Origin of the sequence: Micrococcus sp. CH7 (assembly GCF_001595485.1) — a bacterium.
GTDB lineage: Bacteria > Actinomycetota > Actinomycetes > Actinomycetales > Micrococcaceae > Micrococcus > Micrococcus luteus.
The window spans coordinates 139,638-146,228 of record NZ_LOSQ01000004.1 but is presented as its reverse complement, the minus strand read 5'-3'; the positions used below and the strand labels follow the sequence as shown (position 1 = coordinate 146,228).

7 protein-coding genes are annotated in these 6,591 nt (G+C 75.1%); 4 read left to right on the top strand and 3 right to left on the bottom strand.

What is annotated here, in order from left to right; translation table 11 throughout:
- Nucleotides 1-118: 118 nt before the first annotated feature.
- Nucleotides 119-637, bottom strand: coding sequence for a ferritin (locus AUV08_RS01980; RefSeq protein ID WP_020626453.1), 519 nt, complete (start codon nucleotides 635-637; stop codon nucleotides 119-121).
- A 129-nt stretch (nucleotides 638-766) separates the two neighbouring features.
- On the opposite strand from AUV08_RS01980, the gene AUV08_RS01975 reads away from it, so the two are divergent.
- Nucleotides 767-1,306, top strand: coding sequence for a PACE efflux transporter (locus tag AUV08_RS01975; RefSeq protein WP_041105039.1), 540 nt, complete (start codon nucleotides 767-769; stop codon nucleotides 1,304-1,306).
- Nucleotides 1,307-1,330: 24 nt separating this feature from the next.
- Here AUV08_RS01975 and AUV08_RS01970 read toward each other — a convergent pair whose 3' ends face one another.
- The gene (locus tag AUV08_RS01970) at nucleotides 1,331-2,233 is read right to left on the bottom strand and encodes a patatin family protein (protein ID WP_041105041.1); all 903 of its coding nucleotides are present in this window, start codon (nucleotides 2,231-2,233) and stop codon (nucleotides 1,331-1,333) included.
- A gap of 81 nt (nucleotides 2,234-2,314) precedes the next feature.
- On the opposite strand from AUV08_RS01970, the gene tpx reads away from it, so the two are divergent.
- Entirely contained in the window at nucleotides 2,315-2,815 is a 501-nt protein-coding gene (gene tpx, locus AUV08_RS01965; RefSeq protein ID WP_044659388.1) for a thiol peroxidase, read from the top strand.
- A gap of 2 nt (nucleotides 2,816-2,817) precedes the next feature.
- Nucleotides 2,818-3,999 carry a S1C family serine protease gene (locus tag AUV08_RS01960; RefSeq protein WP_044659389.1) on the top strand — a complete coding sequence of 394 codons (1,182 nt, stop codon included), beginning with the start codon at nucleotides 2,818-2,820 and terminating at the stop codon, nucleotides 3,997-3,999.
- A 15-nt stretch (nucleotides 4,000-4,014) separates the two neighbouring features.
- On the opposite strand, the gene zupT is transcribed toward AUV08_RS01960, so the two are convergent.
- On the bottom strand, nucleotides 4,015-4,803 hold the full coding sequence (gene zupT, locus AUV08_RS01955) for a zinc transporter ZupT (RefSeq protein ID WP_061867049.1): 789 nt from the start codon (nucleotides 4,801-4,803) through the stop codon (nucleotides 4,015-4,017).
- A 65-nt stretch (nucleotides 4,804-4,868) separates the two neighbouring features.
- Between zupT and AUV08_RS01950 the strand changes: the two genes are divergently transcribed.
- Nucleotides 4,869-6,347 (top strand): NAD(P)/FAD-dependent oxidoreductase, encoded by a 1,479-nt coding sequence (locus tag AUV08_RS01950; protein ID WP_061867048.1) that lies wholly within the window; start codon nucleotides 4,869-4,871, stop codon nucleotides 6,345-6,347.
- Nucleotides 6,348-6,591 lie beyond the last annotated feature (244 nt).

Here is a 6,591-nt window from a genome sequence, read left to right as displayed (position 1 = left end):
GAGGCGGGCGAGGGCGGCGACGTCGTCGAGCAGGGCTACGAGTCCGACCATGGTTCCTCCTGGGGTGGGGCCGACGGGCGCGCCGGTGCGTGCGCGGCCGACGAGGCCGCCGGTGGGCTCAGGCGTCGTTCTCGGTGGTCTCCACGGGACGGGAGCCCAGGCGGCCGTCGATGCGGAGCAGGCCCGAGCCGTCATCGCCGACGAGCTCGAGCTGGCCCACGATCTCGGAGACGGTGGCCTCCTCCTCGATCTGCTCGTCCAGGAACCAGTTCAGCAGCGGGCGCGAGTTGAGGTCGCCCGCGGACTCGGTGGCCCGGTACAGCTCGCGGATCGCCTCGGAGACCTTCTGCTCGTGCGCGAGCGCGGCCCGGAAGATCTCCAGGGCCGACAGGCCGGCCTGCACGGGCGGGGCCGGGATGGCGCCGATCGTCGGGAAGCTGTCCCGGTCGGCGACGTGGTCGATGAACTTGTTCGCGTGGACGATCTCCTCGTCCGCCTGGTGCCGCAGCCACGCGGCCATCCCGGACAGGTCCAGGTCGTCGGCGGCGATCGCGAGCTGGCGGTAGACCATGGACGCCTCGAACTCGAGGGTGATCTGGTCGTTGAACTTCTGCAGCAGGTCATCGGTGAGCTTCATGCCTCGAACTCTAGGCAGGCGGCCGGGGCGCGGTGAAGGCGCGCCCGCCCCTCATCGAGGAGCGACGACGGCGGGCGGCCGGTTCCGCCGGATTCGGCGCCCCGCGGTGCCAGCCCTAGGCTGGGCGCCGTGTCCGAGACCCGCCGCGCCCGCCCGGGCGTCGACCCCGTGTCGACGCCGCCCTCCGACGTGCCGCGGGGCCCGGGGGGCCGGGACGCGCTCGTGCGCCGCCGCGTGTTCCGGACGCCCCTGCTGCGCCGCGTGGTCTACGCGGTGGTCTTCGAGCTGCTCGCCATCCTCTTCACCACCGTGATCCTGGCGGCGCTCGGCAACGGCGGCGGGCCCTCGCTCGCCGTGGCGGTCGTGTCCTCGACCGTGGCCCTGCTGTGGAACATCGTGTTCAACTCGGTGTTCGAGACCCTCGAACGCCGCCTCGGGATCACGGGCCGGCCCTGGTGGGTGCGCGTGGCCCACGCCGTCGGCTTCGAGGGCGGGCTGATCGTGTTCCTCGTGCCCGCGGTGGCGCTGATCCTCGGCATCGGGCTGGGGGAGGCGTTCCTCATCGAGGCCGGCCTGCTCGTGTTCTTCCTCGTCTACGCCGCGGTGTACGCCTATGCGTTCGACTCGGTGTTCGGCCTGCCGGACTCGGCCGCCCGCGCCGAGGCCTGACCCGCCGCTCGGAGCAGGCGCGGCTCAGCGGGACGCCGGCAGCCCCAGGAACGCGCGGATCGCGGGCATCTCGCGGCGCACCTGGTCCAGGCCGAGCTCGTGGGCGGCGGCCAGCTTGGCCACGGACCGCTCGCCGTTGGCGATGGGCATGGTCTCGGGCACGAACAGATAGGCCCGTCCCTGCCGCTCCATCTCGAACAGGCGCTCGCGGGTGGCGTTGTACCGGCGCCAGCGCGTGAGCAGCGCGTCCGCGACGGCGGGGTAGCGCCGGAAGGTGCGCTGATAGAACGAGGGGAACCGCTCGGGCCGCTTCACGTACCCGCGCTCCCGGGTCAGGACCACGAGGACCTTCTCGAACCCCGCGTCCTCCGCCGCGGTCAGCGGGATCCCGCCGTCCACGCCGAGGGCGCCGTCCACGAACACGGTGCCCTCGGCGTGCACGGGGGGCATGAGGACCGGCATCGTGGACGACGCGCGGACGCGGACCATCAGGTCGGTCAGGGTGGTCATGTCGGAGCGGTCCCACCAGCGGGTCTCGCCGCTCGCGGCGTCGAACCCGCCCAGCACGAGCCGGGCGGGGTTCGCGCGGAACGTGGCGAAGTCGTAGGGCAGGTCCGCCTCGGGCAGGCCGGCGTGCTCGTAGATGTACTCGGCGTTGAACAGGCCCTTGCCGCGCACGAAGCTCAGCCAGTTGCCGAACCGAGGATCGTCGGCGAAGTCCACGAACGAGCGCCGCGCACGGGCCGGGTCGCGGGACAGGTAGTTCACGGCGTTGGACGAGCCCGCCGAGATGCCGGCCACGAAGTCCACGTGGATCCGCTCGCGCAGCAGTTCCGCCACCACGGCCGAGGTGAGCGCGGCGCGCATGCCCCCGCCCTCGAACAGCAGGGCCGTGTCGGTGACGTTGGACGTCATGGGCTCGGTCATGGTCGGTCCCTCCGTGTTCGCCGTCCGCCGAGCCGGGCGGGGAGTGCTCCCGTCCGGCCGCGCCCATCCTAGGCTGTCCCCATGGCGACGACCCACATGAAGAGCACCCCCGTCCACACCGTCGGTGAGCTGCCCCAGGTGGGTTCCCCCGCCCCCGACTTCACCCTCACCGGGGCGGACCTGTCCCCGGTGACCCTGCGGGAGCTGCGCGGCCGCCGCGTGATCCTGAACATCTTCCCGTCCCTGGACACCGGCGTGTGCGCCGCCTCCGTCCGCGAGTTCGACTCCCGCGTCGCGGACCTCGGGGACACCACCGTCGTGGCCGTGTCCGCGGACCTGCCGTTCGCCGCCGCGCGCTTCTGCTCGGTCGAGGGCATCGACCACGTCCGCAGCGGCTCTGTGTTCCGCTCGTCGTTCGGCGGCGACTACGGCGTGCGCATGACCGACGGTCCGCTCGAGGGCCTGCTGGCCCGCGCCGTCGTCGTGGTCGATGCCGACGGCGTGGTCCGTCATGCCCAGCTCGTCCCCGAGATCTCCGAGGAGCCGGACTACGAGGCCGCCCTGGCGGCCGCCCGGGGCTGAGCGTGACGCCGCCGGGCTGGCCGCCGCGCGCACGACGCTCGCCCCTGGCGTTCGTCATCGCGCTGTTCGGCGTGCTCGGGGCGCTGGTCCTGGCGGGGGGCCTCACCGCGCTCCTCGCCGGCCGGATGGTCGACGTCGCCGCGGACTCCGCCCCGACCGTGCCCGCCGCCGAGGCCCCGGCACGGGAGGCGGGCGAGCTCGCGGCGGGCCTGACCCACGTCCACGACGGCGTGACGGTGGACTGGTCCGCATCGGCCCACGACGGCTCGTCCCTGGACCCGGGCCAGCCGGTCGCGGACGCCCCGGGCATCCTCCTCGTGGAGACCGCCCTCGGCGCCCGCACCGGCACGGGGACCGGCATGGTGCTCTCCCCGGACGGGCTGGCGGTGACCAACTACCACGTGGTCGAGGACTCCTCGGAGGTGCACGTGGTGGTCGCGGACACCGGCGCGCGGCACACGGCCACGGTGCTCGGGCGCGATGCCGAGCACGACATCGCGGTGCTCGACGTCGAGGGCGTCTCAGACCTGCCGGTGGCCAGCGTCTCGCTGGACCCGGTGCGGCGCGGGGACCAGGTGGCCGCCGTCGGCAACGGCGGAGGCCAGGGTTATCTGACGGCCGTGCGCGGCACCGTGCTCGGCACGGACCGCTCGATCATGGCCGCGGCCGAGGGCACCGATCAGTACGCGCGCCTGTCCGGCCTGATCCAGACGGACGCGGACGTCGTGCCCGGCTACTCCGGCGGCCCGGTGGTGGACGACGCCGGCCAGGTGGTCGGCGTGACCGTGGCAGCCAGCGACGGGACCACCGCAGACGAGGTGGACGGCTTCGCGATCCCGCTGGAGGTGGCCTTCGACGTGGCGGACCAGGTCCTCTCGGGCGAGGAGACGGACACCGTGAGCATCGGTGCGGACGGCGCCCTGGGCATCATGGTCGGCGCGGATCCCGACGTCGGCGTCGTGGTCATGCAGGTGGACGCGGGCTCCGCCGCCGAGCAGATCGGCCTGGTCGAGGGCGATGTCATCCTCGAGATCGAGGGGCGGACCGTCGGCGACGACGCCTCCCGGATGTCCCGCCTGGTCAACGACCACAACGTGGGGGACCGGATCACCGTCCAGTGGCGCACCGCCGACGGCGAGGTGCGCGAGGCCGAGGCGGTCCTGCAGCCGGCCCTCGTGAACTGACCGGCCCCCCGGCGCTCAGGAGAGCAGGTCCAGTGAGAGGGCCATCGCGGCCACGCCCAGCAGCACGCCGCCCAGCGCCGCGGCGCGGCCCCCGGCCGCCCGGGCGGCGGGCAGCAGCGCGTCGAGGCTCACGGTCACCATCACGCCCGCCACGGCCGCGAAGACGGCGGCCAGGAGCGCGGGTGTGAGGAACGGGGCCAGCAGCAGCCAGCCGATCAGCGCGCCCAGCGGCTCCGCGATCCCCGTGAACGCGGCCCACGCGAAGGCCTTGCGCCGCGATCCGGTGGCCTGCCGCACGGGCACGGCTACGGCCACGCCCTCGGGAACGTTGTGCACGGCCATCGCGACGGCCAGCGCGAGGCCCACCGACGGATCCTGCAGGGTGCCGGCGAAGGTGACGAAGCCCTCCGGCAGATTGTGCAGGCCGATCGCCAGGGCCGTCACCGTGCCCAGGCGCAGCATCCGCCGCCGGTCCAGGCCGGCCGGGTCGTCGACGTCGCCCGGCATCTCCGAGACGGGGTCGGGGACGGCGCGCTCGAGCAGCACGTAGGAGCCTGCGCCGAGGGTCAGGGCGGCCACCGCGACGGCGGTCGCCGCGGGGCCGACCGCCCCGCCCAGCCCCTCGACGGCGGCCGGCAGCATCTCCAGGAAGGAGACCGCGAGCATGACGCCCGCGGCGAGGCCGAGGGCGGCCCCCAGCCCGCGGCCCGAGGGCGCGCGTCCGACGATCGCCAGGACGCCGCCCAGCACCGTGGCCAGCCCGGCGAACGTCGTGAGAGCGAGCGCGGTCCAGAACGGGTCCACGGGGGAGGGCCTCCTGACGGGCGGCGGGCGGGGTGCGACCATCCTAGGGACTACAGGAGGAGACCATGACCGAAACCGCCACCGGCCCCGGATTCGCCCTGCCCCGGGGCGTCGAGCCGGGCCGCGCCGTCGTCGTGGGCGCCGGACCCAACGGCCTGACCGCCGCCGCCCTGCTGGCCCGCGAGGGCTGGGAGGTGGACGTGTTCGAGCGGGCCCCGGTGCCCGGCGGCGCGTGCGCGTCCGCGCCGGTGCTGGGGGAGGGGACCGTGGTGGACCTCGGGGCGGCGGGCCATCCGTTCGGCGTCGCCAGCCCCGTGTTCCGGGAGCTGGGGCTGACGGACCACGGGCTCGCCTGGCTGCACCCGGCCGTGCCGATGGGACATCCGCTGCCGGACGGGCCGGCCGCCCTCCTGCACCGGGACCTCGAGGCCACCGCCGTGGGTCTCGGCGTCGACGCGCGGGCCTGGCGGGCCGTGCACGGGGCCCTGGTCGACCACGTCGACGAGATCCTGGCGGGCGCGCTCGGCCCGGTGTTGCGACCCCCGCCCCATCCGGTGGCGATGGCCCGCTTCGGCCTGCGCGCCCCGTGGCCGGCCGATCTGCTGGGCCGGGCGATGTTCCGCACGGCGGCCGCTTGCGCCCTGTTCACGGGCTCGGCGGCCCACGCGATCCTGCCCTCGAGCCGGCCCCTGACGGCGGCGTTCGGTGCGCTCTTCGGCGCGCTCGGGATGAGCTCGGGCTGGCCGGTGGCGCGCGGCGGGTCGGGGGCGATCGTCGAGTCGCTCGTGGCGGTGCTGCGGGCGCACGGCGGGCGGCTGCACCTGGGCCACGAGGTCACGGACCTGCGCGCGCTGCCCGCCGCGGACGCCGTCGTGCTGGACCTGACCCCGCGCCAGGTGCTGCGCGTCGCCGGCACGGGCCTGCCGCCGCGCTACGCCGCGGCCCTGCGCCGGTGGCGCCCCGGGCCGTCCGTGTCCAAGGTCGACTTCCTGCTCGACGGGCCGATCCCGTGGCGCGACGCCCGGCTCGCGGGCGCGGGGACGGTGCATCTGGGCGGGACCGCCGCCGAGATCCGGCGGGCCGAGGACGACGTCGCGGCCGGCCGGATGCCGGCGCGGCCCTTCGTCATGCTCTGTCAGCAGCAGGCGGCGGACCCCACACGGGCCACCGGGCCCGCCCGGGGGCACACGGTCGTCTGGTCCTACGCCCATGTGCCCCACGGCCACCCCGGCGACGTCCGTCCGCTGATCGAGGCGGAGGTGGAGCGGCACGCACCCGGTTTCCGGGACCGGATCCAGGCCGCGGTCGCGATGCGCCCGGCCGATCTGGAGGCGTGGAACCCGAACCTCGTGGGCGGCGACATCGCGGGGGGATCGCTCGCGGGAGCGCGCGCGCTCCTGCGCCCCACTGCGTCGCCCCGGCCGCACCGGGCGGGTCGGACCGGGCTGTATCTGGCCTCCGCCTCCACCCCGCCGGGCGCCGGCGTCCATGGCATGGGCGGGGCGTGGGCCGTGCGGACTCTGCTGGCGGACCGTCGTCGCTGACCGCGCCGACACCCGGGCGGAGCAGCGCCGGGCCGGGGCCTGCCGGGGTGTCGGCGACCGCTGTGCGACACGGCTGAGACGGATCCGGATCCGGACTTTCGCGAATCGGAATGTGCCCGCTACAGTGTGGTCCATCTCACGGAACGTCCCGTCTCGACGGAACGGCCCGGGGGTCGTCTCGCACCACCAGCTCCCCACAGGGACGCGGGCGCGCGACGTCCTTGCACCTCTCATGAACGGAAGC